Consider the following 24344-nt stretch of genomic DNA (forward strand, 5'->3'; position numbering starts at 1 on the left):
ATTAATAAACATCTCTTCTAGTAAATACAAAAAAGGAAACGAATAAAGCTACAGCCCACCAAACAAAGAGGTCTAGTATGGAGAATGAAAGATTCATCCCTTCTATGGGCGGTGCGGTTCCTTTCATATAATCCGTTAGCCGTAAATTGACCATAAAAAAATACTTCGCGGATTCCCATGAGGATACCATGTTTGTTAAAATCGCTCCTGAGATTAGAGAGGCAAGCATCACACCCATACCTGCTGCAGTACTACGTATTAACACAGACAGCATAAAGGAGAGCGTACCGACAACAATTGACACAAACCAGACTAGGCCAAAATCCATTAATAAAAATTTCCACTGACTTATTAGTTTGACTTCTGAGGTATTTAATCCTGTTTCTGTCACGTTAAATCCAGTTAAGATTGGTGCTCCCCATCCCTTGTAACCAAAAACGAGCCCAGAAATTAAATAGGAAAGAATACCAGCGATTGCGATGATTAAGGAAATGGCTAAACACAAGGTATAGTATTTACTCAGCAGTACCTTCCACCGTTTGACGGGCCTCGTCAAAAGCAGCTTAATCGATCCCAAGCTATGTTCAGATGACACCATATCGCTAGCTATTACCATGACCATTAATGGAATAAACAGGTCAATCGAATTCTCCAAGAAGATTCTCATAAACGTTGGTGCCCCAGGTTCAGACGGATTGATATCATGATTCAGATAATATTGCTGCTGCTGTAACGAGATTTGAAGTTGTTTTTTCCATTCATCAGTCATTCGACTGCTGCTTAAACGATTCGTCGTATCGACAATCTGCTGCTGTAATATGGTTCGCCAATCACTGGTTCCTAATTTTTCACGTTGTGTTTGAACTTGTTTATATTGTGCATATGTAAATAACATGACAAGAACGCCAATAATGATGGCAATAACGATGAGCCGTTTCTTGGCAATCAGCTTCATCATTTCATTCTGAATTAATTTATTCAATCGTGTCACCCCCCGTTAATTCGAGGAATAAATCTTCCAGTACTGGCATTTTGCGATTCATTTCCGTTACTGAAACACCTGCTTCGACAAGCTGTTTATTCCATTGAGGTATCTTTTGTTCATTAAATTCAGTCACAATCGTGCCATCTTCTGATTCTTCGATTTTGGTTAAGGATTGTAATACTTCCCTTCCCCGTTCAAGTGGGTGAATATGCCAAATCACGCGTTCGCGATTTGAGAGCAATTGTTTGACTGTATCCGTTCGTATGATTGTTCCTTTGGAAATGATAGCGACTCTATCACATAAAAGTTGAATTTCACTTAGTAGATGGCTCGAAACTAAGACACTTAAACCCTCTTCCTCTGCAAGATAGCGAATAAATTGACGCATTTCACGAATTCCAGCAGGGTCCAATCCATTCGTTGGTTCATCAAGAATCAACACCTTTGGTTTTCCCAACAATGCCTGAGCAATACCGAGACGTTGCCGCATCCCTAAGGAATAGGTTTTTACTTTATCATGAATTCTTTCCGTAAGGCCTACAAGATCAGTGACTTCTTTGATTCGTTCTTCCCCGATACCCTCAAGCATTCTCGAAAAATGGAGGAGATTATTATAGCCCGAAAGATATGGATATAATTCTGGATTTTCGACAATACATCCGAGGTTGTTCATCGCTTCCTGGAAATTCCCATCAATATTAGAGCCACAAATGAGAATACTGCCGGATGTTGGTTTGATTAATCCAACGAGCATGCGGATTGTTGTTGTTTTTCCGGCACCATTCGGTCCTAGAAAACCAAATACCTCCCCCTCTCGTAAATTGAACGTTAATCCCTTAATAATTTCCTTTTTTCCAATTACCTTTTTTAAATCTTTGACTGCTAGTGTAATTTTTTTCTCCACTGATTTCCACTCCTTACCAGGTGAGCAATGAGGCTACCCGTTCGGCAATTAAACGATACCCTTTTGAATTGGGATGAAACTTGTCTGAATAGAGGTAATCATTTACCTTTAGCTCAAACAAGTCGAAAGTTGGCACAAAAACAATTTTAGGAAAAGATGCACTGACTTCAGCACTGTCGTAATTCCAGTGGCGGACCACCTTGGACATTTCTTTTCCTTGCTCAAGTTCAATGAAGGGATTATACAAACCAATGAAAAATACATTGGCGTTGCGATTGTTTTTCCGTATTTGTTCAAACACAAATTTTAAATTGTTTAGGTATTTCTTTTCAATGGATGCTATGTCTTGTGTTTCAAAATCGGTCAATCCTTGTCCACTGCGGAACAAGTCATTGCCGCCAATCGTCACCAACACCATATCTGCTTTTTGAATTTGGCGCCCGACTTCGGTTTCTTGAACTTGCTTCCTTAGAGAATCTGATCGTTGACCATTAATGCCAAGGTTTGTCAGTTGGACGGGACGGTTTGTTTTTTTCTTCATTTCATCAACCAAGTCACCGACATAACCCTTTCCAGTCTCATCCCCTGTTCCGCGAGTCAAGGAATCACCTAGGGCCACAATTGTTAACCCTTTTTTATTTTCCACCTTGGAAACGGTCTTTACTTCCGGAACCTTTTCCGGTTTACCGGCATAATACTCACCGACTGCCCACCCAAGCCCGATCAGCCAGAGAAGGCAAAACAATACAGCTATGCCCGTGATCGACCGTATGACATTCTTATTCATGAAAAAACATCCTTTCTGGCCCTTTCTCTATTTCATTTAATCATAGTTAAGAAATGAATCAAACTTTCAAAACCTATATGTGCTGAAAATTTCTAAAGTGTCGATAATTGTTAACATACATAATAAAAACAAAGGAATCTGCAAGAGGATTCCTTTGTTTATTGTTCATCTATTTGGTCCCCGTTTCAATCACAACATTCCTTATTTTCTTAATCAAATATATTACTCCTATAAGGATGAACAAGACAATACTTGTTAGAATTAAGTATCGCTTCATGACTTCAAAAAAGGTTTCCCATTGAGGTCCGAGGATTTTCCCTAAAAAAATAAAACTTGAAACCCAAAGGGTCGATCCAATGCCTGTATACAAGGTGTAAACCTTTATTGGAACACGAGTAATTCCGGATAAATAGCCAATAAAATGTCTAAATACTGGGATGAACAATGAAATGATTAACAGCTTATTTCCATATCTTCTTATCCAGTTAGAAATCGCATGTAATCGATCTGGCTCTAAATGGAGCCGCTTACCATGCTTTTCAAAAAAATGAATACCGAGCCTGCATCCAACCCAATACGAAAGCAACATACCTAAGGTACTTCCTGCAGCTGACGCAATAATACTCCCGAACCAATTGAGTTGTTCAAGAAAAGATAAAAAACCCGCATATGCCAACATAGCTTCCATTGGGATTGGAAGTGCCAATATTCCTAACGCAATCGAAAGAAAAAGGACAAGGTATCCATACTCGTTCATGATGGTGGTTAAGATATGCAATGATGATAGCCCCTTTCCCTTATTAGAATAAATGGCTGTAAACCATATAGATATTTTATCCATTCTTATCTAATCTAGTATTGTTTTAGGGATTTCAATGGAATTTATTGAAAAAAGGGTTCACATTGGTATAAAAAATAAGCCGATTTCTAAGTAATCGGCTTATTTCTATGCTATTCTTCTAGATTCCCCATCGGGCCAAAAAATTCAAAGTGAATTCTGTCTGCTTTTACACCTAGTTCCTTTAAGGAACGATTAATAGCTTTCATGAATGGTACAGGTCCACAGAAATAAAAATCTGCATCATTAGTATCGATTGTTTCTTTTAACCATTCGCCAGTTATATAGCCTTCCACATCATAACGATTCTTCTTGCGGTCCTCTTCGGTTGGTGAATCATAGAAGAAATAGGAATTTACATTGTCCAAATTCGATAATTCCTCTACTTCAGTTCTTAATGCATGCACATTTCCATTTTGAGCTGCATGAACAAATGTGACCTTCCGTTTTGGCTGAACCTCAACAACAGTTTTCAACATACTCATCATTGGTGTTAAACCCACCCCGCCACTTAGTAACACAACCGGGGTATTTTTTGCAGTATCTAGAACAAAATCGCCGGCTGGTGCACTAACTTTTAAAAGATCTCCTTCATTCACTCCATCATGAAGATAATTGGACACCAAACCGTCTGGATTTTCCGTTCCTGCTTCACGTTTTATACTGATTCTGTAATAATCTTTACCCGGAGAATCAGAGAGGCTGTATTGACGAATATGGGTGAACTTTTCACCCGCTATTTCTAATTTGATACTAATATATTGACCAGGGGCAAAAGCCGCAATTCCCTTATTATTTTCCGGTATTAAGTAAAATGAGGTAATCACTTCACTTTCAACAACTTTGCGGTCAACAATAAAGTTGCGAAAGCCGCTCCAGCCTCCCTGTTGATTTTCCGATTCATCATATAATTCCGCTTCTACACTGATAAAAACATCGGCGATGACATTATACGCGTTTGACCAGGCATCAATTATTTCGTCCGTTGCTGCATCTCCCAACACATCCTTAATTGCTAATAATAGGTGTTTCCCTACAATCGGATAATGTTCCGGCAAAATTCCAAGGCTTCTATGCTTTTGCGCAATTTGTTTTACAACTGGAAGAATTGCCTCCAGATTATCAATATACATAGCTGCTGCATAAACCGTTCCAGCCAATGCTTTTTGCTGTCTTCCTTGTTTTTGGTTGGCATGATTAAAGATATTTAATAATTCAGGATGGTTTCCGAACATCAATTGGTAAAATCGAGTAGTGATTGCTTCCCCGTGTTTTTCTAATACAGGTACAGTAGATTTGATTATATTAATGGTTTGTTGATCTAGCATCAATAACACTCCTTATGTAATTACTATTTCCATAGTAATTATATGAAATTTAACACAATCAATAAGTGATTTAAATCACAGATTAATATATTTGAATAATTCGAACTATGGCCTTTTGACACAGAATGTTAACAATTTAACATGACAAATATAACTTGTTGCGTCATTAGCATTCTTGTAATGTGTATGCTAGTTATCATGAGAGCCTAGTAATTATATAGTCCGCTAGTATCGTTTAGGATAACAAAAATTTGAGATATTAATTGGAGGAAGAGGATAGATGAATAAAGCTAAAATTGCGTGGATTACTGACACCACTGCTTCTCTTAGCAAAGAATTTATCGAACAACATGATATACACGTAGTTCCGTTAAACATTGTCATTGACCAAACATCCTATAAGGAAACCATAGATATTACCCAAAAAGAGTTTTACGAGCGAATGAAACAGGAGGATTCGAAATTTCAAACCTCACAGCCGGCGCTTGGTGATTTTGTAAAACTTTATACAAAATTAAAGGAGCATTATGACTTTGGTATCGCGATTCATGCCTCCAGTCTATTATCTGGTACATATCAAACCTCTGTGATGGCAGCGGAAATGGCTGATTTTAAATTGGTTCCAATTGACTCGATGACAGGTTCCTACCCACTCTCTTATTTACTAAAAAAAGGTATTGAACTAGTGGAAAAAGGACATGAAATCAGCGAGATAGTGGAGGAACTTAATTGCCTGCGCGAGGACACTCGCTTATATTTAGTCCCTTCCAATTTAGATCAACTCAAAAAAAGCGGCAGAGTCTCTGGCGGCCAAGCAATTTTGGCTTCTTTATTCAATATAAAGCCAATTTTAGCAATTGAAGAAGGCGGCGCTAAGATAAAAGACAAGGTTCGAACCAAAAAAAAGGCACTGTCATGGCTGATTAATAACTTAAAAACCGACCTGGCAACCAAGAGTGTCAAAAAAGCAGCTATTGTTCATGCAAATGATATCGATCGCGCTTCTGAGCTAGAAAAATTAGTAAATGAAACATTCCCGGATATTGAAACTGAAAAAATGATGCTGATAACCGTTGCTGGAGTGCATACGGGGGTAGGCACGCTAGGACTTTCTTGGGTTGGCGAATAAAGAAAAAAGGACTGACGGTTCTGAACAGCACCCGAATTGTTAGACAAGACTAAAAATTCGGGTGCTGTTCATTCTCAGTCCTTTTTTTCTTTGAGGATATATACTTATACTCCATTTCGAAAATATGTTAGTATTTCCCACCAACTTAATCTATTATTTTGTATAATGGGTTTAATAAATAACATGAAATGGATTTGAACGAATGAAAAATAGGAAAAGAGTATTTATATTGATTGGAGTGCTTGTTACCTTGGGGTTGATTTATATTGGCTTTTTACAATTTAAAATTAGTCAATATAGTCATAAAGAGGTACCTAAAAATGCAGACTATTTGATTGTTCTTGGGGCAAGGGTTAAAGGAACAGTCCCTTCCTTGGCATTTGCGAGTCGAATAAATGCTGCTGGTGATTATTTAAAGAAAAACAAAAAGACACTTGTGATAGCCTCAGGAGGAAAAGGGCCTGGTGAAGAAATATCCGAAGCGGAATCGATCAGGAGAGAACTTGTGAAGCAAGGAATAAGCGAGACACGGATTATCTTAGAAGATCAATCCACTGATACATATGAAAATATTAATTTTTCAAAAAGGCTTATTCCCGAGGGGGCAAAGCATGGTCTTGTGGTTACAAATAATTTTCATCTCTACCGCGCGGTCTCAATTGCTCGTGACAATGACTTAGAGGTGCAAGGACTCCCAGCAGAAACTCCTTGGATTGCCGTGCCAAAATCCTATTCCCGCGAGTATTTGGCGATTACAAAATTCTATCTAAAAAGATACATTTTTGACTAAAACAAAGAGTACTGAATCTTTCAGTACTCTTTGTTCATTAATTTTGGGTTATTTTTGCATAAATACATGTATCTCGTAAATCTTGACTATTTGCAGAAATTTCATCATTTTGTAAAATGCCTTCTAAGGTAAATCCTAATCGTTCAGGAATGGCCCGGCTTTTGATATTTTTGGAGTCACAACGAATTTCAACCCGCTTTGCATGAAGTTCGCTAAAAGCAAATTTAGTTATCGCCTCTGCTGCTTCCGTAATATACCCCTTCCTGCTATAGCGCGTATCAATCCAATAGCCAATCTCAAACTTTGGGATCATCCAATTGATTCGATGCATACCTGATGAACCAATGAATTCCCTTGTTTCTCGATGAAATATATGTAACCTCAAATCCTCACGGNNCGTATATTTGCTTCAACATCTTCCTCGGTTTGCTCGCGATGCGCCCAAGGCATCCATTCTTTAAGTTCATGTAACGATGCCTGCATGGCTTGATAGACAGCTTTACCATCTCCAGGCAGCGGCATGCGTATGAATAATCTTTCTGTATAAAATTGATCTGGAAATTCTAATAGTATTGGTTTCATCATTTTGACCTCCTTCTGAATATAAACAATTCGCTATTTTAATTGTAATTCCTTTTTCTGTTTTAGTGCAGGGATTAGGATTCGCTGATTGGAATAGGAAATTCGCTGATTATATACTTAAATTCGTTGATTGAATCACAAAATTCGCTGATAAACTGAAAATTTCTCCTATCGATTAAAAATTCGCTCATTAGTCCAAGAAATTCGCCCATTGAACGGAAAAATTCGCTCATTAAACTCAGATATTCGCCCATTAAACTGCATAATTCGCTCATAAATAAATTTTTCCCCCAATAGGATACAAACTTGATAAAAAAAGACCCTTCCCAATAAGGAAGAGCCTCCGAAATGCTATTTTTAGTATGCTTTTGCCCAATAAACCATCTTGTCTGCATCATTTCCACAGCATACACACTTATCAGATACCTTTTCTTGCTCGAATGGCATACATCTTGATGTTGCCCCTGTATCTTCTTTGATTTTTTCCTCACATGCTAACTCGCCACACCACATTGCCTTAATAAAACCTGGTTTAGCTTCGAGTATTTCTTTTAACTCATCAAGTGTTAAAGCAACGGATGTTCTTTCTTCACGATGATTCAGTGCTTTATTATATAAATTTGTTTGAATGTCATCTAGTAATTCGACAAGCTTTGTTTCTAATTGATCCAATGGTACGAACACCTTCTCTAAAGTATCGCGTCTTACTAGAACCACTTGCTTGTTTTCAATATCCTTAGGACCAACCTCAAGACGGATTGGAATACCCTTCATTTCGTACTCATTGAACTTCCAGCCTGGCTTTTTATCGCTGGCATCGATGTCAACACGGGCAACTTTCCCAAGCGACTTTTTCAAATCATAGGCAAAATCAAGAACGCCTTCTTTATGCTGCGCAATTGGTACAATCATGACTTGAGTTGGTGCTGCTTTTGGTGGAATTACTAGGCCGCGGTCGTCGCCGTGAACCATGATTAAGGCTCCGATAATCCTTGTTGTAAAGCCCCAAGATGTTTGATGCACGTATTGTAGCTTTCCTTCTTTATCTGTGTATTGAATGTTAAACGCTTCGGCAAATCCAGTACCAAAGTGGTGAGACGTACCCGATTGCAAGGCTTTCCCATCATGCATTAAGCTTTCAATGGTAAAAGTAGCTTTTGCCCCAGCAAATTTTTCTTTTTCCGTTTTTTGTCCTTTTACAACAGGAATGGCTAGAATTTCTTCACATACAGCCGCATATACATTAAGCATTTTAATGGTTTCTTCCATCGCCTCTTCGTCAGTTGCATGCGCAGTATGACCTTCCTGCCATAAAAACTCTAATGTCCGTAAGAATGGACGAGTTGTTTTTTCCCAACGGACAACGTTAGCCCATTGGTTATAGAGCTTTGGCAGATCTCTGTAAGAATGAATAATGTTGCTATAATGCTCACAGAAAAGCACCTCTGATGTTGGACGGACCACTAAACGTTCTGCAAGTGGTTCAGACCCGCCATGTGTAACCCACGCCACTTCAGGTGCGAAACCTTCAACGTGGTCTTTTTCTTTTTGGAGCAAGCTTTCAGGAATAAACAATGGCATATAAACATTTTCATGCCCAGTTTCTTTTATGCGGCGATCGAGCTCATTTTTGATATTATCCCATAAAGCATAGCCATAAGGACGGATAATCATTGAGCCACGAACGCTAGAATAATCAATCAAATCAGCTTTTGTAACGACATCTGTATACCACTGGGCGAAATCATCGTCCATCGCCGTAACATCTTTAACAAATTCTTTTGCCATGTTGGACACCTCATTCATTTTTTTAAATAAAGATACGGGCCCTTCCCGCTTTTGAAACATAAAAAGGCCTTGATCCTAAAAAGGGACCAAGGCCTGGCGGTACCACCCTAAATTCATAAAGCAAAATGCTTTATACTCTTTCCATGATAACGGACATTATCCGCATGTATCTTCAAATTGATCCGATACAGAACTCAGGAGGCAGGTTCAAATGACCGTCTTAAGAAACCTCACACCTTTGGTTTCCTCTCTTGGTAAGACCACTTCACTTTACTAATCCCCGTCACAGTTTCAATTGTATTTTTGAAAATTATATATTTCAAAATAGAAAAAGTCAATTTATTTATGGAATATTTTGCTGATGTGAGCAAAATGCCATCGAACTCCCTTTCGTTGAGAGGTTAAATCGGTTAAGATGCTAATAATTAGAAAAAAACGGGGTGGTTCACATGGAAAAAGAGAAAGATGATCTTCAAAAAGAAGAGGAAGAAAAAGAATTTTTACTTGAATATATTAAGATGCAAAATGAAGCGATGAAAAGAATTTATAAAAATTCCTTAGATAAAGAAAATAAAGAATAACTGAATCTCCTTAAAATACTCATCCGTTATCTACCTCAATATAATTCATAAAACGTTCATATTAATCACTGAATAGACAAATTTGAATCGGATATTTGCATTTATAATACTCTTATGGTGTTAATCATTTACACATAAGAGGAGATAAAATATGAATCTATTTGCGATTATTTCGGCAATTATTGTTGCCATCGGGACCGGATATTCCATCTATTCTGTTTACCGTAATAAAAATAAACTAGCCAACACATCTGGGATGATGATCAGCATGGTCATTGCCGTTATTACTGGTCTCCTAACTGGCAGTACCATTGGAATCATTTCTGGCGAGACATTTCTAGTCGTCGGAGTCAGTATGATTATAGGTTTTGTCATCGGTTTTTTAGTTGGACAACCAGTTGGGATATTGGCCATCCTAATGGCTTCTATTTCTGGTTTAATGGGCGGAATCATTGGGGCCATTCTTGGAGTCTTCCTTCAATTTATCAACCCAACTATTTTACTTGGGATTTTGTTGGGATTTTATATTTTAATTATCGGATTCGTTATTATGTATATTTTCGTAGAATCCAATAATAAAGTAAGGATTGATACACAGGAGCTTTCCCCCTTTGCAATCATTGCTGGAGGTGTAGTACTGGTATCGCTGTTTCTATTTATGTATAGCAGTGATTTAGTGGAAATTCCAGGCCAAAGTAAAACAACACAAACTAAATCGGCACAGACTGCGACTAGTCTAGAGGCTCCCAAAACGGAAATTGATGTAACCAAAGATAGCAAGCCGCTTGTAAAAATGAAAGTAATGACACAGGGATACTCCCCTAATGTGATTCGGGTCAAAAAAGGAGTACCTGTCGAACTAGAAATAAACAATCCACTTGATAGTAGTAATTGTATTTCCACCTTTATGATTCCTGATTTTAATATAAACAATGTCAACTTAAAAACTGGTACAACAAATCTAACCTTTACTCCTGATAAAACAGGCGAATATACATTTAGCTGCAGGATGCAAATGTTTAAAGGGACGATTATTGTAGAGTAAGCATATCAAAAAGCACACGAGATTGATTCGTGTGCTTTTACATTATGAATCTATTCAAATATGTTTTCTGCTTCCCGTTTCTTTCGCTTACTTTCAGCAGAGAGAACTTTAATCGAAAGATAAATACCCGTGCCAGTTAAAATCATCAAGGCAACCGCAGTTAAATCTATTAACCATTTTACATTTGTATTTCCAATTCTACCTTCATGCAGGCCACGGATTGTGGACATAATCGAACCTTGACCCATCCCTTGTCCGCGGAAACCTTCAGGAAGGTTTCGATTGCCTCCAAATCCACGCTGCCCTTGAAATTGATCATTTCCGTTTGTTCCGTTCTGACCATTAGCTTGTCCTCTAAATTGGCCAGAATTTTGTTCATTTCCTTGCATAAAACCACCATTCATTCCTTGTGATCGTTGTCCTTGGTTAAATTGACCGGGTTGAAAATTTCCGCGCATGCCTTCCATTTGTGTTTGGCCAATTAACCAAGGTTCATTCATTAGCAGGCCTGTCAAGGACTCAAGAAAGATGAAAATGGAGGCTATCAAACCAATCCAAAGATGTGCCCTTCTCGTTTTTTTCATTTTAAGGAATTCTCCCTTCTGTTTTACATTTCGTAAAGTGTTGTGTTCAATTTATTGATATCAAACACATTATGAAGGGCTTTCCTTAAGATTTTCTTAAGAACCAAATGCTTGAACNNCAGCGCCGCGCGGGCGGTCAGGGTCCCTCGGCGCATGACGCGCCTGCTGGGACCCGCATTTCCCGCAGGAGTCTCGCGCCTTTCGCTACAATCAACATAGTGGCAAATCAACAATAGCCTGTCATAGAAAAAACCCAAAAATCAATTTTTTTGGGTCCTTGGAAAGATAATTTCAATTGTTGTTCCTTTGCCGAGGGTGCTGTGCACCTTAGTCTTACCATGATGTTTCTCAATAATCCATTTCGCAATCGATAGACCTAATCCAGTACCTTCTGCAGCAGTCCTTGCTTTATCACTCTGATAGAAACGATCAAAGATTTTTGGAATATCATTTTCAGGAATCCCGATTCCGGTATCCTTTATTTTAAAAAAGATGGAAGAGTGATTCAGTGAACATGAAAGCAGTATTTCCCCGCCTTCTTTGGTATATTTCATAGCATTGTCCAATAAAATGACGATTAACTGATGAATACGTGCTTTATCAGCAAAAAATCTAACAGGTTCAGCTTCTTGCAATTGGAGTGACTTATCTTGATACAGTGCAATTTCCTCGTAATGTTGTAGAATCTCTTTCAAAAGTTCGTCAAGTTGAAATACTTCCTTCTTGACTTCAATTTGATCAGAATCTGATCGCGCCAGTGTTAATAAGTTCGTCACTAATTTAGAAAGTCGTCTTGATTCATTTGAAATGGTTGATACATCAATAATTTTTTCCTGGATGGTTGCATTAGGGGCTCTAAATAGTAAATCCGTTTTTGCTTGGATGACCGCTAATGGTGTCCGTAACTCATGCGATGCATCGGACACAAACTCTGTTTGCTTTTGCCAGGCTTTTTTTATGGGGACAAGTGATCTTCCTGCTAAAAAATACCCAGAAGCGACTGCACAAATGATTCCAACCCCCATACCAATTAACATAATCAACAATAGCCTGTCCAATAATTCTTGTTCCGAGTTAACATTGCGAATGAATTGAACGGTTATTTTTCCTAACTGAGGATGATTTACCTCAAAAGCAATATACCTAAACGAGAAATGTTCTACATCCACATCCGTTAACGTATTTAATTCTGTTGGATAGATCCGTTTCTCATTATCTGCGAAAATCTCCGAATCTCGGTTTTGTTCCAATAAAAGCTGATTGTTTTTATCCCAGAGTAGGGTTAAAATCCGTGGATCTCTCCTAATAAATCTTGGAAATTGTCCCCCATTACCCTCATGAACTTCTCCTGGTCCAGCCGGCTGCTGTTGAAAATGTTCAATCGATTCCAGCAGTGATTGGTTAACATCTTTATATAATTTATTATCTGTGTAAAAATAAATAACGGTTCCAAGAATGCTAATAAGAACGATAAATACTAATGAATTAAGAAATGTCAATTTAATAAGTGTTTGCCGAAACATTTGTGCTCCTATTCTTCGTTTAACATATAGCCCACGCCACGAATGGTTTTAATATCAGAATGGTAACCTGATGGTTCCAGTTTTTTTCGAAGATGGTGCATGAATACCTCAACAATTGCGATGGTTGTATCTGAATCAAAGCCCCATACCCGGTCATAAATTTGTTCTTTTGTAAGAATTGCTCCTTTATTTTGAATTAGATATTCTAGCAGTTCGTATTGCTTTGCCGTGAGTTTTATCTGTGTGCTATCAACAACAATGTCTCTTTCCTTTCCTAACAATTCGATTCCGCGGTACTGAATTGTTTGATTGGTTGTTAAGCTTCCGCTTCTCCTTAACAAGGCACGGATTCTGGCCTTTAATTCTGCCGCTTGGAACGGCTTCACTAAATAATCATCACCGCCGCTATCGAGTCCCTGAACCCGATCTTCGAGCGCATCTCTAGCAGTAAGGAACAGGACTGGTATTTTTAAGCCTTCCTTCCGAATCGTTCGTAACACTTCAAAACCATCGATTTCAGGAATCATGACATCTAACACAATCACATCATGTATATTTTGCATCGCCAAAAACAAGGCGTCCTCTCCATTGGTTGCTTGATCCATTTCAAACTCATCGGATAAAAGCTGAACAATTGAATCTAATAATGACAAATTATCCTCAACCACTAATATACGCATATCTATCTCTCCTATAAATAATAAGCAAAGTATTATAACGGTAATTATATAGCAAACAAAGCGATCGCAACATACCTACGATCGCTGTTTCCATTCCACTCATGCCTCTAAAAGGAGACGTTCTCCCTGCAATAGCATCAGAATGATTACTTCCCTTTAGTTTCTATTTTTTCCGCCAAATTGTCCACTTCTATTTCTGTACATCCCGCCTGCATTGCCAAATCCGCCGATGCCAGTTCCAAAACCGCTTCTTTGCAACGTGCCTTCTGAATTGGCTGATGTACTTGCCTTTGCTAGTTGTGGCAATTGAACGGTCTCACCTTCTGTGACGCCTTTCGTGATCTCGACGTAATCTTCATTTGCCAATCCTGTTTCGACTGTTTTATGCTCTTTTCCAGTATCTGATCCATCGGAAGAAACTATCACATATTTTTGATCATCGGAACTATAAATGGCGTCAAGTGGTACATATAGTACATTTCCCTTACTTTCGGTAAGAATACTAGCTTCTGCACTCATTCCTACCATTAATTGATCTGGTTTGTTGATATGAATAATGACATCGAATGTAGACACACCATTTGACGCTGTTCCCTCATCCGCTATGGCCGTTACTTTTCCCGCGAAGGTTTTGTCTGGGAATGAATTAACTTTTACACTTACCGCTTGACCTTTCTTGATTTTTGAAATATCCAGCTCATCAATTTGGACCACGGTTTGTAAGTCCTTATAGTTGGTAACATGGGCGACAACTTGTCCACTTGTTACGCGCTCACCTGCGGTAACGGAAATAGTTGTTATCACACCACCCTCTGTAGCTGTCACAGGGTCACTTCCATCCGTAAAAGTGATTAATTCATCTCCTTTATTCACTTGCTCTCCAGCCTCAACTAACACTTCATCTATTTCTTTGTTATTAAGCTTGGATTTAATGTCTTCGCTCGTTACCGCTTGAACTGTTCCCGAACCGCTGATATTGACCTTCAATGTTCCTTTTTGTACAAGGGCTGTTCTGTCTGGTGCGGACACGGCTTTAGTTGTTAATTTCGAGGTATACCATTGATAGCCGACAAAACTTATGACTAGGCAGCCGAATAAAATGATAATCCATTTTTTCATTTTACGTTCTCCTTTTTTGATCCTCCCCATCTCCCTGGGACAACATATTTTTTAGAATAGCTATATTATTATCTCCTTTCCTTAACTTTTCCTTAAAAGATTGATAAAACAGTGGTTGTCCGTACATGATTATGGATTGACACCCATTTTTATTTACTTTATAGTTTAACAAGTGAATAGTTAAACAGTTTAACTATTTTTATAATAAAGAGGTGAAATCAATCATGGATAAAAACATCATCCAAGAGTTAATCGACCGTTATGTGACCGTTTCTTTTCAAGTACACAAAAAAGCAGAAAATTTAATCAAGGGGCAAATTGGTGACGATCTCACAAACGATCAGCATTACATATTAAGGTATATTCATCAAGCAAAGGAATGTACATCCACAGAGCTCGCTGATGCATTTGAGGTCAATAAAAGTGCCATCACTGCCATCATTAATCGGATGGCAGACCGAGGACTCATAGAAAGAACACGTGATGAAAACGACCGCAGAGTGGTTTACTTAACACTAACAAATGAAGGTTACACACTTTACGAGAATTGCCAAGAGAAAGTTCAATTGCTTGTTGAATCAATTATTACCCAATTTGATCAATCCGAAATTACTGCTTTTATCAATACCTATGAAAAATTGGCACAGATATTAATCAATAAGAAAACAGATGAACTGGGGGAATAAATGGTGAGAGCAATCATAAAAGGTAAATGGCTTATCTTAGTGGCGTGGATCCTCGTTATCACCGCATTATTTATGGTAGCTCCAAACATGGAAACACTGGTTCGAGAGAAAGGGCAAATAACTGTACCAGAAGGCTACTCTTCCACCATCGCCGAAAAAATACTTAAAGATGTCCAATCAACTGAAAACAGTGGCAGTAATCTCCAAACGGCCTTGGTTTTTCATAGTGACAAAAAGTTAACAACGGACGATTTTGCAAATGCAGAAAAAGCTGTTAAACAGCTTGAACAAAACAAAGATAAACTTGGGATTTCCGAAATATTATCCCATTTTAATCAAGCTCAGCTAAAGGACCAATTGGTTTCTGAGGATGAAAAAACGATTCTAGTGTCCCTTAAGGTCGATGTAAAGGGTCGAGAAGCCAAAGTAATAGCGGACGAATTGTATCAAGAAATTGATGATGTCAAGCTTGATCATTACTACACGGGAAACTGGATAATCAGTGATGACCTCGTCACCAACTCTCAAGAAGGCTTGAAAAAAACAGAGGGAATTACTGTTGGGTTCATTCTGATTGTGCTCCTTCTAGTTTTTAGATCAGCTATTGCTCCAATTATTCCGTTGGTTACAGTAGGCTTCAGTTATCTAACAGCGCAATCGATTGTTTCCATCCTCGTGGATAAAGTTGACTTTCCACTCTCAACCTTTACCCAAATTTTCTTAGTCGCCGTCCTATTTGGGATTGGAACAGACTATTGTATCTTGCTGCTAAGCCGTTTTAAAGAGGAAATGGCAAAGAATGATAGTGTAACAGAATCGATTGTGCAAACCTACCGCACTGCTGGAAAAACTGTTTTCTTTAGCGGCGTTGCCGTGATGATCGGGTTTGCTTCGATTGGTTTTTCAACCTTCAAGCTATATCAATCAGCAGCGGCGGTTGCTGTAGGGGTGGCGATCCTTTTAATCGCACTTGTTACGATAGTCCCCTTCTTTATGGCTGTGTTAGGCAAAAAACTATTTTGGCCATCAAAAGGCAAACTTGAACACAGCGAAAGTAAATTTTGGGGATTTGCTGGTAGATTTGCACTCGCACGACCATTGATTGCTTTTATCATAGTCGGGATCATCTCAGTCCCATTCTTATTCACCTACAAAGATCAATTATCGTTTAATTCACTTGAAGAAATCAGCGATGATTTTCCATCAATAAAAGGTTTCAACATCATCGCTGATTCATTTGGACCTGGTGAATCGATGCCTACGCAAATTGTCATTAAAAATGATGATCAAATAAATACATCCGAATATATGGCTATTACGGAAAAAATTAGTCAAGAGCTATCCCGCGTAAATGATGTTAAAACAGTTAGGTCCGTGACCCGTCCTACTGGTAACACGCTTGACGACTTATATCTGTCCAAACAAGTGGCAAGTCTAGGTGATGGACTTGGCAAAGGTAATGACGGAATTAAAAAGATCAGTGATGGCCTCACGGAAGCAGGCAGCCAGATGGCAGCCAATCAGCCAAAAATGCAGGAAGCCACCGCTGGAATCAACGAGTTAATAAACGGAACCACTAAACTAAAAACAGGGATGGGAGACATACAAGGCGGGCTTACCGAAATTGAGAAAGGACTTAAATCAGGTTCTGCTGGTTCTACCCAAATCAAAGAGGGCTTGGACCAAGTTAAAACGAAATCTGAAGAGGTTTTAGCTGGAAGCAAACAATTGCTGGCAGGATATCAGAAAGCAAGTGCTGGCTTAGCTGCACTAAACGGGCAATATGAAACAATAACTACTAAATTGAATACATTGCACGATTCTTTATCTGCCACAAATCCATATTTTGCTAATCTTGAAAAACAGTACAGTAATATTGGTCAAAATCAAAACTACCAAGCTATTAAAATGACGGTTCAGGGCTCGCAAACCGCAACAAAAGAGTTAGCTGGAGGATTACAGCAATTAAATAGCGGACTTAAGAGTGCCCAAGAAGGAATTCAGTTTGCCAATAGTAAATTTTCGGACATTACAAAAGGCCAAAAAGCTTTGATTAACGGGATGAAAGGTCTTTTAAAAGGAATTTCCGATCTTGAAACAGGACTAAATAAATTGACTGCAGGGCAAGGAAAAGTCATTGCCGGACTTCCCCAATTTTCTGGTGGACTATCTGGAATAAATGACGGGCAAAAACAGCTGCTGACAGGCTTCCAAGATATGGGCAGTCAGATTACTCAGCTTTCAGATGGCTTAACCCAAAGTGCTGATGGTTTAAATCAAGTTTCAGACGGTCTGAATTCTGCCCAGGATTATCTGGCTGAAGTATCAAAACAAAAGCAAAACGGTTTTTATATTCCACAGGATGTCCTTGACAGTAAAGACTTCGAGCAAGCACTGGATGCTTACTTGTCAAAAGATAGAAAAGTAATGACGATTGATTTAATCTTTAGCAAAAATCCGTATTCAAATGATGCGATTGACCGCGTTCCAGAAATCAAGGAAGCCGTTAAACGCGTGATAAAGGAAACCAAACTTGAGAATGCTAAAGTGGCGGTGGGCGGTGTTTCAAGTATGCATAATGATCTTGATTCCATTTCAAAAGCGGATTATTCAAGAACCGTAGTGCTGATGCTTGTAGGGATTAGTATTATCCTAATCATCCTGTTACGTTCGTTCATTATGCCACTATATCTGATTGGCTCATTAGTCTTAACCTACTATACTTCAATGGCCATTTCAGAAAAAATCTTTGTTAATTTATTAGGTTATTCCGGAATAAGCTGGGCAGTTCCATTCTTTGCCTTTGTTATATTAGTAGCTTTAGGGATAGACTATAGTATTTTCTTAATGGATCGTTTCAATGAATATCGAAGCCTGCCAGTTGATAAAGCCATACTCCTTTCTATGAAAAAAATGGGTACTGTCATTATCTCGGCAGCTGTTATCTTAGGAGGTACATTTGCTGCGATGATGCCATCAGGTGTTTTATCCTTACTTGAAATTGCAACGATCCTATTAATCGGATTAGCCTTGTACTCCCTAGTCGTGCTTCCATTGTTTGTCCCTGTAATGGTGAAAACATTCGGTGAAGCCAACTGGTGGCCATTTATTAAAAATAAAGATAATGACAATCTTATAGATTAATTTAGGTGCGCTGGTCCATTGGATCAGCGTCCTTTTTTATCAATTAGTTTATTTTGAAACTTTTTCTCCTTCTTTTCGTACATATAAGTGTTGTACATATTGAAAGAACTCAGTCTATCTAGAAATTTTTCCCTTTTTTAAAAATACATTATAATGTACATAAGAACTTATTCGATGAGGAGTGAATCAAGTGGGTGTTACACTTAGCAAGGGACAAAAAGTAGATTTAACAAAATCTCACCCCGGCCTGCAAAATGTCGTGGTCGGTTTAGGCTGGAGTATTAATCATCAAGGTTCAAACTTTGATTTAGATGCGTCTGCATTTTTATTAGGAGAATCTGGTAAGGTGAACAGTGATCAAGATTTTGTGTTTTATAATAATCCTAATGGCGGAAACGGCTCAATTATCTATAGTGGTGACAACCGTACTGGTGCAGGAGCACAAGATGATGAGCAGATCAGGATTGATTTAACCAGGGTACCATCACACATTCACCGGGTTGCCTTCACCATTACCATTCATGATGCTCAAGTGAAACGTCAAAATTTCGGACAAATTTCCGACTCATATGTACGTATTTTTAATGAGCAAACGCACGAGGAATTATTGAGATTTAATTTAGGACGGGATTTTACAGTTGAAACAGCAATTGTCACTGCAGAATTGTATCGACACAATGGTGAATGGAAGTTTAATGCGATAGCCAGCGGCTTCCAAGGAGGACTAGCTGCACTTTGTCGGAACTTTGGTATTGCCGTTGATGACCCTCCAGTGAGTGTTCCATCAACACCACCGTCACAGCCATCAACCTATCAGCCAACTCAAAGTTATCAGCAAAGTAATCCATACCAACAAAACCAAACATACCCTAATTATCAGCAGCCGGTTCATCTTGAACCTGAACCATCCTATCAACAACCTGCTTATGGATTTCCGACACAGTCCTATCCTGCAACCGTAAATTCACACCAGACATACGGTGGAGATGATATCATTTGTCCGCGCTGCCATTCGTCTAATGTACGGACAGGTAAGAAAGGGTTCGGTCTCGGGAAAGCAGCAATTGGCGGACTAATACTTGGTCCGGTCGGCTTACTTGGTGGCTTTATCGGTAAAAATCAATTAAAGTTTTCTTGCAATAGCTGTGGCAATTCCTGGTCCCCTTCGCAAACCGATTACGCAGAATGGGCAAACACTCAAAAAAGAAGAGCACAAGAACTTTTTAATCGCTATAAAAGTCAGGATGTCCTTGAAGCAGTGGTTGCTGCCTGTGCTTTAGTGGCGATGGCAGACGGATACTTAGATGCATCAGAACGCCAGAAAATGATTGAGTTTGTTCATCAAAGTGACGAATTGCGAGTGTTTGATACGACTAAAGTCATCCAAAAATTCAACATGTTTGTCTCTAGAATAGAAAATGACCGGATGATGGGCCGTGCCGAGGCATTTCGTGCTCTTGGAAAAATAAGAACCAAGCCCGAAATTGCTAGTCTGGTCGCCCGTTATTGCATCGCGATTGGCTATGCAGATGGAAATTTCGACAACAACGAAAAGCAAATGGTGAGCGATATCTGTCGTGAACTCGGCCTAAATCCTGCAGAGTTTTTATCGTAATTTAACAAGCGGCAGCGTCATTTGCGCATTATATCGTTTGGAGCACTCCAAATGAAAAAAGCCTCAAATCCATCTCGGAATTGAGGCTTTTTCTGTTAGTTTTTCCACACTCGTTTATTCTCGACTCTTTTAGTAAGACCTAATGAATCTAATTTTTCTAAAAACGGGATCATATATTTCCGTGACAGACCAAGAACGTCTTTCGCTTCTCCTACGTCAAATTCAGCACCTGTCTGACTACGAAGTTTAACTGCTGCTAGTTGAAACACTTCTCCATGATAAGCAAACTGACCATCCAATGGGACAAGTCGTTCCTCCTCTTCTAGAAAGCGTCGTAAATCTGCTTCAATATTGTCAGGTATACCTGCATCAGCAAAATACTCCTTTAAGTAACGAACTTTTAATCCATCCTTTTTCAAATTAGCAACTAGATTTTCAGTCCGCTTTGCCCAGTTTTTTGGTACATGAGGGACAAAGCTTGCCAACGAAACAAACTGTCCATTTCTGTTAAAGATATGATTGATAATCCCATTCTCCAGAACATAATCCAGCAAATGTTTTGGGACTCTTTTTTGCATCGTTTGCAGCAGCTCAGCTTTATTTATCCCCATTTTCATAGAATGACGAAGATGAAAATCCTGTAATCGATCAATCATGTCTTCCTCAATGGAATGAATAAGGAGTCGATGTGTATACTCTTTCCCATCAAATAAGACAAATTCGTCCTCAACTAATTGCTCTTTTAATCTGTCTTCGTCTAATGAAGTCCGTTTGATTAACTCGTGCAGCGGCAGGCACTTCGCTTCCATTAACGCAGAAGTAATTCGTTCCTTGGGCGAACCGACCTTTTTCTTTTCAAGTTCTTCGATGGTCTGATTACCAAAACGATACTTATCACCACGTGGGTCAATCACCCAGCCCCCGCCAATCGTCTCTTGCGGGCTGGGGCGGCGTAGAATAAAGCGGTCACCGCGTTTGGTTATAATTTCTTCCTCAAGTCTGAGCTGACAAAGGATATCGTCATTTTCCTGCTTGATTTCATTGCGATCAAAAAAGACAATCCGACCCATGACCTCCGCCGTTCCGATATGAAGCTTAATCGGCATCCTCTGTTTCACAATATGTTCAAGGTCTTCAACAACACGAATAGCTACATCCAGGGTTTTCGTTACAAGGAAATGTTCTGATGAAACAAGTACATCTCCCCTTTCAACATCTTCTTTCGCCACGCCGGAAAGGTTAATGGCCGTGCGCTGTCCTGCATAGGCTTTTTCAGCCTGATTATGATGGACTTGAATTTGCCGTGCTCTGACCTCTATCCCTTTTGGCATAATTTTTAGCGTTTGTCCCTCTTCAACTTTTCCTTCATAAACCGTGCCGCGAACAACAGTCCCTTGACCCTTAACGGTAAATACCTGGTCAATGGGCAGACGGAATGCCCCTTTGGCATCACGCATTTCTTGTTCCTTTAACGTTTTGATGATTAATTCTTTAATCTCATCGATCCCTTTATGAGACAGGCTGTCTACTAAAACAAACGGAGCATTCTCAAATACGGTTCCAGAAAGTTCACCCAAAATATCATCTTTTACGAGTTCGATAAATTCTTCATCTACTCTATCAATTTTTGAGATAGCCACTAATCCATTTTTTACACCTAAGAACTTCAAAATATCGAGATGCTCCCTCGTTTGCGGCATTACACCTTCGTCGGCTGCAACAACGAGCACAACGAGATCAATCCCGGCAACACCAGCAATCATTTGTCGGATAAATCGTTCGTGTCCGGGCACATCTATCACAGAAATTTGTATTTCATTATCTTCGTATAAGGGGGCGAACCCAAGCTCGATTGAAATTTGACGTTCCTTTTCTTCTTTTAACCGGTCTGTATCTACATTAGTTAGCGCCTTTGTTAAAGACGTTTTCCCGTGGTCAATGTGACCTGCCATACCAATCGTAAAAAATCGTTTTTCCAACGATGCCACCTACTTTTCCATTCTTCCCTTCTACTGTATCGATTATGGCACTACTGTTCAAGAGTAGATTTTGCGACAAATATCCACTCTGTTCATGATTTCCCCTTTGTGCAGTCGGAATGAATGTTGATTTGGACTCTCCTGAGCAAATTCCTGCTTATGCTGTCCAAATTCCACCCGCAATCAATCCTACCTCTTAAGACATCATTTAAAATCGTTATTTCTCCAGCTCCTTAACTAACATGAAACGATATAATCCTATTAATAAAGATTGAACGACTAGATAGGTACATATTGAGTAAATAATACTGTTGCCGTTTTTATAGGCAAAAACACCCATTTTATGGTAAACCCACTCTACAGCAGTAGCTGCAACTGATGTACTGAAAATAAATAACACTAAATACCGGTCCCTTAGTTGCAGTTTTTTATAGATAAACAGAAACCCGTAGGCAAATGGCGGATAAAGAAAATAAACGACGATATCCATTACTGTATAAGCAGGACCATCCATGATATCATAAAAGTCAAACGGTTCTGCCCCCATTGAATTATCGAAAAGCCCTGCGGTTGTAAGGCTGTAGAGGAAGATTAGAATAGTTATTTGCCTTGAAAAAACTTTTGGCAAAAAGAAATAAATTCCCCATGAGATAATAAATGCAAAAATAACAAAATAATCATTCAAATCAAACTTATCTTCAACGAGCATCATTGGAGCTCACCTCTTTTCTCCAATCCTCTAAACCATTTGAGGGAAAATATCACAAAAATTAAATAAAGAAGATAATAAAAAAGAGTAATAAGATGATTCCATTTCTTAAAACTATATAAATGACTACCTAAATTTATTATATCGACCGCCATAATAATTAAAATGAACCACAAAACGAGCAACAACTTTTTTTTGAAGGGGCTATTCACAATATGCAACGTAATATATGAAACAAATAAAGGGATAAAAACACTTCGAAATAGAAGAAAGGCAATATATAATTTCGGATTGGTAGTGGTTTTCATCCATTTAAATGTTTCAAATAAACCTAAATAGGTATGAGTATTTATCAGGCACGAAAGAAGAACTAGAAATAAAATGTCTCCTTTCGACCCCCGGGATTGTTGGCGATTAAAAATAAGCAAGCCAATCATCAACCAACTTAATATGAAATAGAAGGTAATAACCATGATATCTCCTCTTCTAATCTTCTCAAAATCTGGTCCTAATCTATAGCTTTTCCTTCTTTTATGAAAAATAGAAATATTTTACACTTCTTAAACTTCAAATAAAAATGACGAGTGAATTTGGCACCCGTCATTTCTTCGTAAATGATTTTTCAATTAATCGTACTTAAATCCTAGTTTCTTTCAATTTCCTGTAAATCTTTCATCAGCATTTCTTTTGAAGCTTCATCTCCTACCTTTTTTGCATATTCGCTTGCTTGTTCAGCTTGTTCGATTGAACTCTCAGTATAACCTAACAAAGCATTTGCGCGACTTAGGGCTTCATAGGCATAGCCAATGTAAAACGGCTCAATGTCGTTTTCTAAACTGACGGAAAGACAACGTTTAGCATAATAAAGGGATCTCTCACCCAGGCCGGCTATTGCATACACTCGCGATAACTGCCAATAACCAATTGATAAATTCTTAGCAGTATGTTCTTCTACTTGAGTCCAATGCCAAAAGGAGGTATGGCCAAGATGGATCATTTTCTCTTCCTCTTCTTTTGTTCTATCATTTAAATCAAGGAGGTCCCAAACTGCATTAAAACAATTCACCGCTAATTGTCGATGTGAAAAAGTCGTTGTAATTGTTGTCATCCTGCTTCCACCTTTCTTTTTTCAAAAGTACTAATATACAATCCTGGTACAACTTCAAAATCACGAATAAACGTATAGCCATTTTTCAAATACAAATGCTTCGCCGGTGAATTCGCTTTACCTGTTGATACCCTATAAACAGCCAAAAGCGGATTTCTATCCTCAAGTTCGACCAATAACCTTTGCGCAATCCCTTTACGGAAATAAGCTGGATGCACAATCATACGACAAATCGACAGCACATCTCTAGCAATCGTATAGGAAATAGCACCAACAAGTTTTCCCTCCTCAAAATAACCAATAAATGATTCCTCACAACCTCTTAATTCATCGATGGTTTCTAATATGGGTGGGATTTCAAAAAAATTTATCAATTCCGCTTCAACAAGATAGGCTGCTCTTTGAAGTGCCAGCAGTTCTTCTGTCAGATTCATATTATG

General features: G+C 38.7%; 21 protein-coding genes, 1 pseudogene and 1 other annotated feature. Of the genes and pseudogenes, 7 read left to right on the forward strand and 15 right to left on the reverse strand.

Features of this window, described 5'->3' with window-relative positions; genetic code table 11:
• Position 1 precedes the first annotated feature (1 nt).
• The 5 genes from V7137_RS08490 to hmpA all read right to left on the reverse strand — a co-directional run bounded on the left by V7137_RS08490 (position 2) and on the right by hmpA (position 4842).
• On the reverse strand, positions 2 to 982 hold the full coding sequence (locus V7137_RS08490) for an ABC transporter permease (protein WP_335697677.1): 981 nt from the start codon (positions 980 to 982) through the stop codon (positions 2 to 4).
• Complete coding sequence (locus V7137_RS08495) at positions 975 to 1889, reverse strand: ABC transporter ATP-binding protein (RefSeq protein ID WP_335697678.1); 915 nt, start codon at positions 1887 to 1889, stop codon at positions 975 to 977. Before V7137_RS08495 ends, V7137_RS08490 begins: the two co-directional genes overlap by 8 nt.
• A 13-nt stretch (positions 1890 to 1902) precedes the next feature.
• Positions 1903 to 2676: an SGNH/GDSL hydrolase family protein gene (locus tag V7137_RS08500; protein ID WP_335697679.1), complete on the reverse strand. Its 774-nt coding sequence runs from the start codon at positions 2674 to 2676 to the stop codon at positions 1903 to 1905.
• 169 nt (positions 2677 to 2845) lie between these two features.
• Positions 2846 to 3454, reverse strand: a complete 609-nt coding sequence (locus tag V7137_RS08505) for a DedA family protein (protein WP_335697680.1) — start codon at positions 3452 to 3454, stop codon at positions 2846 to 2848.
• 173 nt (positions 3455 to 3627) lie between these two features.
• Entirely contained in the window at positions 3628 to 4842 is a 1215-nt protein-coding gene (gene hmpA / locus V7137_RS08510; RefSeq protein ID WP_335697681.1) for an NO-inducible flavohemoprotein, read from the reverse strand.
• Between the two features lie 280 nt (positions 4843 to 5122).
• On the opposite strand from hmpA, the gene V7137_RS08515 reads away from it, so the two are divergent.
• Together V7137_RS08515 and V7137_RS08520 are read left to right on the forward strand one after the other, a co-directional pair.
• Positions 5123 to 5971 carry a DegV family protein gene (locus V7137_RS08515; protein WP_335697682.1) on the forward strand — a complete coding sequence of 283 codons (849 nt, stop codon included), beginning with the start codon at positions 5123 to 5125 and terminating at the stop codon, positions 5969 to 5971.
• A gap of 202 nt (positions 5972 to 6173) precedes the next feature.
• Complete coding sequence (locus tag V7137_RS08520; protein WP_335697683.1) at positions 6174 to 6761, forward strand: YdcF family protein; 588 nt, start codon at positions 6174 to 6176, stop codon at positions 6759 to 6761.
• Between the two features lie 37 nt (positions 6762 to 6798).
• Here the strand turns inward: V7137_RS08520 and V7137_RS08525 are convergent.
• Both V7137_RS08525 and proS read right to left on the reverse strand, forming a co-directional pair.
• A pseudogene (locus V7137_RS08525) lies at positions 6799 to 7343 on the reverse strand (GNAT family N-acetyltransferase).
• 357 nt (positions 7344 to 7700) lie between these two features.
• Positions 7701 to 9131 carry a proline--tRNA ligase gene (proS, locus tag V7137_RS08530; RefSeq protein WP_335697684.1) on the reverse strand — a complete coding sequence of 477 codons (1431 nt, stop codon included), beginning with the start codon at positions 9129 to 9131 and terminating at the stop codon, positions 7701 to 7703.
• A gap of 78 nt (positions 9132 to 9209) precedes the next feature.
• Positions 9210 to 9427: a binding site (T-box leader), on the reverse strand.
• Between the two features lie 153 nt (positions 9428 to 9580).
• On the opposite strand from proS, the gene V7137_RS08535 reads away from it, so the two are divergent.
• Together V7137_RS08535 and V7137_RS08540 are read left to right on the forward strand one after the other, a co-directional pair.
• Positions 9581 to 9712, forward strand: coding sequence for a hypothetical protein (locus V7137_RS08535; RefSeq protein ID WP_256358094.1), 132 nt, complete (start codon positions 9581 to 9583; stop codon positions 9710 to 9712).
• 151 nt (positions 9713 to 9863) lie between these two features.
• On the forward strand, positions 9864 to 10757 hold the full coding sequence (locus tag V7137_RS08540; RefSeq protein ID WP_335697685.1) for a cupredoxin domain-containing protein: 894 nt from the start codon (positions 9864 to 9866) through the stop codon (positions 10755 to 10757).
• Between the two features lie 50 nt (positions 10758 to 10807).
• Here the strand turns inward: V7137_RS08540 and V7137_RS08545 are convergent, their stop codons facing one another.
• The 4 genes from V7137_RS08545 to V7137_RS08560 all read right to left on the reverse strand — a co-directional run bounded on the left by V7137_RS08545 (position 10808) and on the right by V7137_RS08560 (position 14663).
• Entirely contained in the window at positions 10808 to 11341 is a 534-nt protein-coding gene (locus V7137_RS08545; RefSeq protein WP_335697687.1) for a PepSY-associated TM helix domain-containing protein, read from the reverse strand.
• A 260-nt stretch (positions 11342 to 11601) separates the two neighbouring features.
• Positions 11602 to 12864, reverse strand: a complete 1263-nt coding sequence (locus V7137_RS08550) for a sensor histidine kinase (protein ID WP_335697688.1) — start codon at positions 12862 to 12864, stop codon at positions 11602 to 11604.
• Between the two features lie 8 nt (positions 12865 to 12872).
• The gene (locus V7137_RS08555; protein WP_335697689.1) at positions 12873 to 13544 is read right to left on the reverse strand and encodes a response regulator transcription factor; all 672 of its coding nucleotides are present in this window, start codon (positions 13542 to 13544) and stop codon (positions 12873 to 12875) included.
• Positions 13545 to 13700: 156 nt separating this feature from the next.
• Positions 13701 to 14663, reverse strand: coding sequence for an efflux RND transporter periplasmic adaptor subunit (locus V7137_RS08560; RefSeq protein WP_335697690.1), 963 nt, complete (start codon positions 14661 to 14663; stop codon positions 13701 to 13703).
• Positions 14664 to 14887: 224 nt separating this feature from the next.
• Between V7137_RS08560 and V7137_RS08565 the strand changes: the two genes are divergently transcribed.
• From V7137_RS08565 to V7137_RS08575, 3 genes are all read left to right on the forward strand, one after another.
• Entirely contained in the window at positions 14888 to 15349 is a 462-nt protein-coding gene (locus V7137_RS08565) for a MarR family winged helix-turn-helix transcriptional regulator (protein ID WP_335697691.1), read from the forward strand.
• 3 nt (positions 15350 to 15352) lie between these two features.
• Positions 15353 to 18493, forward strand: a complete 3141-nt coding sequence (locus tag V7137_RS08570; protein ID WP_335697692.1) for an MMPL family transporter — start codon at positions 15353 to 15355, stop codon at positions 18491 to 18493.
• A 190-nt stretch (positions 18494 to 18683) separates the two neighbouring features.
• A complete protein-coding gene (locus V7137_RS08575; protein ID WP_335697693.1) occupies positions 18684 to 20108 on the forward strand; it encodes a TerD family protein in 1425 nt (474 codons plus the stop codon).
• A 95-nt stretch (positions 20109 to 20203) separates the two neighbouring features.
• Here the strand turns inward: V7137_RS08575 and selB are convergent, their stop codons facing one another.
• From selB to V7137_RS08595, 4 genes are all read right to left on the reverse strand, one after another.
• Positions 20204 to 22087 (reverse strand): selenocysteine-specific translation elongation factor, encoded by a 1884-nt coding sequence (selB, locus tag V7137_RS08580; RefSeq protein WP_420490109.1) that lies wholly within the window; start codon positions 22085 to 22087, stop codon positions 20204 to 20206.
• A gap of 217 nt (positions 22088 to 22304) precedes the next feature.
• Positions 22305 to 22799: a hypothetical protein gene (locus tag V7137_RS08585; RefSeq protein WP_335697694.1), complete on the reverse strand. Its 495-nt coding sequence runs from the start codon at positions 22797 to 22799 to the stop codon at positions 22305 to 22307.
• Between the two features lie 640 nt (positions 22800 to 23439).
• Positions 23440 to 23904, reverse strand: a complete 465-nt coding sequence (locus tag V7137_RS08590; protein ID WP_335697695.1) for a hypothetical protein — start codon at positions 23902 to 23904, stop codon at positions 23440 to 23442.
• Positions 23901 to 24344 (reverse strand): GNAT family N-acetyltransferase (locus tag V7137_RS08595; RefSeq protein WP_335697696.1); only part of this gene is annotated, 444 nt, incomplete at its 5' end. The genes V7137_RS08595 and V7137_RS08590, both read right to left, overlap by 4 nt.

Source organism: Neobacillus drentensis (assembly GCF_036962765.1).
GTDB lineage: Bacteria > Bacillota > Bacilli > Bacillales > Cytobacillaceae > Neobacillus > Neobacillus drentensis_C.

What these genes read in the sequence shown, in the direction of transcription:
- V7137_RS08500 (WP_335697679.1), bottom strand. Translation starts at nt 2,676, where the DNA reads ATGAATAAGAATGTCATACGGTCGATCACGGGCATAGCTGTATTGTTT.
- hmpA (WP_335697681.1), bottom strand. Translation starts at nt 4,842, where the DNA reads ATGCTAGATCAACAAACCATTAATATAATCAAATCTACTGTACCTGTA.
- V7137_RS08515 (WP_335697682.1), top strand. Translation starts at nt 5,123, where the DNA reads ATGAATAAAGCTAAAATTGCGTGGATTACTGACACCACTGCTTCTCTT.
- V7137_RS08520 (WP_335697683.1), top strand. Translation starts at nt 6,174, where the DNA reads ATGAAAAATAGGAAAAGAGTATTTATATTGATTGGAGTGCTTGTTACC.
- proS (WP_335697684.1), bottom strand. Translation starts at nt 9,131, where the DNA reads ATGGCAAAAGAATTTGTTAAAGATGTTACGGCGATGGACGATGATTTC.
- V7137_RS08535 (WP_256358094.1), top strand. Translation starts at nt 9,581, where the DNA reads ATGGAAAAAGAGAAAGATGATCTTCAAAAAGAAGAGGAAGAAAAAGAA.
- V7137_RS08540 (WP_335697685.1), top strand. Translation starts at nt 9,864, where the DNA reads ATGAATCTATTTGCGATTATTTCGGCAATTATTGTTGCCATCGGGACC.
- V7137_RS08545 (WP_335697687.1), bottom strand. Translation starts at nt 11,341, where the DNA reads ATGAAAAAAACGAGAAGGGCACATCTTTGGATTGGTTTGATAGCCTCC.
- V7137_RS08550 (WP_335697688.1), bottom strand. Translation starts at nt 12,864, where the DNA reads ATGTTTCGGCAAACACTTATTAAATTGACATTTCTTAATTCATTAGTA.
- V7137_RS08555 (WP_335697689.1), bottom strand. Translation starts at nt 13,544, where the DNA reads ATGCGTATATTAGTGGTTGAGGATAATTTGTCATTATTAGATTCAATT.
- V7137_RS08560 (WP_335697690.1), bottom strand. Translation starts at nt 14,663, where the DNA reads ATGAAAAAATGGATTATCATTTTATTCGGCTGCCTAGTCATAAGTTTT.
- V7137_RS08565 (WP_335697691.1), top strand. Translation starts at nt 14,888, where the DNA reads ATGGATAAAAACATCATCCAAGAGTTAATCGACCGTTATGTGACCGTT.
- V7137_RS08585 (WP_335697694.1), bottom strand. Translation starts at nt 22,799, where the DNA reads ATGATGCTCGTTGAAGATAAGTTTGATTTGAATGATTATTTTGTTATT.
- V7137_RS08590 (WP_335697695.1), bottom strand. Translation starts at nt 23,904, where the DNA reads ATGACAACAATTACAACGACTTTTTCACATCGACAATTAGCGGTGAAT.